This is a genomic window from Allobosea sp. Tri-44 (assembly GCF_004123845.1).
GTDB lineage: Bacteria > Pseudomonadota > Alphaproteobacteria > Rhizobiales > Beijerinckiaceae > Allobosea.
In genome coordinates this window covers 1-2,062 of the sequence record NZ_NBDP01000054.1, presented here as the reverse complement: position 1 = coordinate 2,062, position 2,062 = coordinate 1, and the positions used below count along the sequence as shown (strand labels likewise).

General features: G+C 63.6%; 1 protein-coding gene and 2 pseudogenes. All 3 read right to left on the bottom strand.

Annotated elements, in window-relative coordinates; genetic code table 11:
* Positions 1-681: pseudogene (locus tag B6S44_RS27340) on the bottom strand (sensor histidine kinase); the annotation flags it as partial.
* The gene (locus B6S44_RS27335; protein WP_129160033.1) at positions 678-1,553 is read right to left on the bottom strand and encodes a substrate-binding domain-containing protein; all 876 of its coding nucleotides are present in this window, start codon (positions 1,551-1,553) and stop codon (positions 678-680) included. The pseudogene B6S44_RS27340 and the gene B6S44_RS27335, both read right to left, overlap by 4 nt.
* Positions 1,554-1,712: 159 nt before the next feature.
* Positions 1,713-2,062 (bottom strand): annotated as a pseudogene (locus B6S44_RS29520) (DUF2955 domain-containing protein); the annotation flags it as partial.

Here is a 2,062-nt window from a genome sequence, read left to right as displayed (position 1 = left end):
AAATTGCAGTTCCGTGGAGGAGATCGGTTGGACCGCGCGCGAAGCGCCGGCCTCCAGGTGCTGCGACAGCAGTGACAACGGCCGCAACATGCGGCGAACCACCCAATAGCCAAGCAGCGCCAGGATCAGCGCTATCACTGCGTTTGTCGCAATGAAGGCCCGGAGCACCTCATTTCGTTCGGCGAGAAGGTGGGCGATCGAAAAATCGACGTGCACCGTCCCGATCGTGCGCCCCTGATGGCTGAGGTCGCGCCGCGAATAGGCGCGCTCCAGGGCCATATCGATGCGCAGATCCTCGCCGGGGGCGAACCCTGCGGCACGTTCGTCTTGAAGGCTCGCGACGGGAGCAATGCGCGGCAGGCTCGAGGCGAGGGTTTCCCTACGGCCGTTCGTGACAATCACGAGCGCTTGACCGAAGCCACCGGCCAATGGCGCCGCGCGCTCAATGACATCGAATATCTCCCAGATGTCCTCGCGCATCACATACGGCACCACCACTGACGCGAGGCCATTCAGGTGCGTCGTGCTGACGGTTCGAAGGTGGCGCTCTTGTGTTTGTTGGAGGCGGGACAAGACGGCGTTGGTCAGCACCGCGCTGATGATGATCAGGAGGAGCGCGACCACCGCAGGGACCTTAATTGCAAGCGGCCAGCGGCGTGGATTGAAGGTGAGCCGGTTCATCCTTGGCCCCTGACGGTTTCCAGGCGGGCCGCGATGCTGTCGAAGAGCTGCGGATTTCCTTCGGCGAAACCGTCGAGCCGCAACATTCTCAGCGCAACCTTGCCCGTCGGGTCGGCCGGCATCTCCTGGAGAGCCTGCCTCAACCGCCGCGTCGCCAACGCGTCACGCGCCGTCATGGTCGTCGCGATCGGCGGAAAACCCATCCAATCGGAACGCCAGATCGGGCGCGTGCCGGCCGTCAGTTTGGGTTCGGTCTCCGACATCACTTCCCAAACATAGCCGTCGACACTGCCCGAATCCGCAAGGCCGGCTGACACCGCTCGAACGACGTTGCGGTGGCCATAGGTGAAGAACGTGCGTCGAAAGAAATCCTGCGGCCTGAGCCTGCGCTCGGCCAGCAAGGCGCGGGTCACCAGATAGCCCGAGTTCGAGTCAGGATCGGAGAAGGCGTGCACATCGCCCTTGAGCCCTTCGAGTGTCTCGGCGGGCCGGGCGTCGCCGACAAGCAGGTACGACTGGTAGGTGGTCCGGCCGCGCCAGACGGGAACGGCGACAAGCGCCAGTTCGGATCTAAAGGCGACGAAGGGGTAACCGCAGATCCAAGCGGCATCGATCAGCCCTGAGATGAGCTGCGAGGTGATCTCCTGATAAGTGCGCTTGAGAACCAGCTCGACCGGCATGCCCATCGCTCGGGCAAGATAGCTTTGCAGCGCGTCGAGGAGGTCGAGGTCGGAGTTGAGAAAAACCGGCGTCAGGCCGAATCGAAACCGCGGAGTAGACAAAGCCGGTGCAGAGCCAGCCAGGCCTGCGCCCATGCTAGCCAATAACTGGCGTCGGGACGGCAGCGCCGTCGCCGGGCGGCCAACTGGCATTTTGCTCCCCTGATGGTTTCGGGGAGCGTGACGGAAGCGTGCATCAACGTCAAATGCAGCTAACGCTGCTCGCGCGGCATTAGGGCGCCAGAAGCGGAAGTTGGCACATTGCCGAAAAGCGGACGTGCCTGAGTGACTGGCTTCAGCTCACATTCGCATTCATGCCATCCGGGAATTCTCTGCCGCCCGCCCGGCTCGCCAGAGCAGCGCGGTCATGCACAGCGTGTACGCGAGCGCGAACAGCACGAAGCCGATCCGCGTTGAAAAGGATTCTGGCGTCGAGGCGGGCAAGGGCGACAAGCCTGTTCCGAACAGGATCAGGAAGGTCGTGAGCGCGCCGCCATAGAGCTTGGCGAGCGGAGATGACGTGGCTGCCCACCCACCGAGGATCAGCCCGACGAGCAGCGTGGTCAAGAACAGGAAGGGCAGTGACGGGCGCAGCTCGACGAAGGCGAAGGCGAGTGACGCGAGCACGCCGCCCAGCAGGTTGATGGCGACCAGCCCCATTG

What these genes read in the sequence shown, in the direction of transcription:
- B6S44_RS27335 (WP_129160033.1), bottom strand. Translation starts at nt 1,553, where the DNA reads ATGCCAGTTGGCCGCCCGGCGACGGCGCTGCCGTCCCGACGCCAGTTA.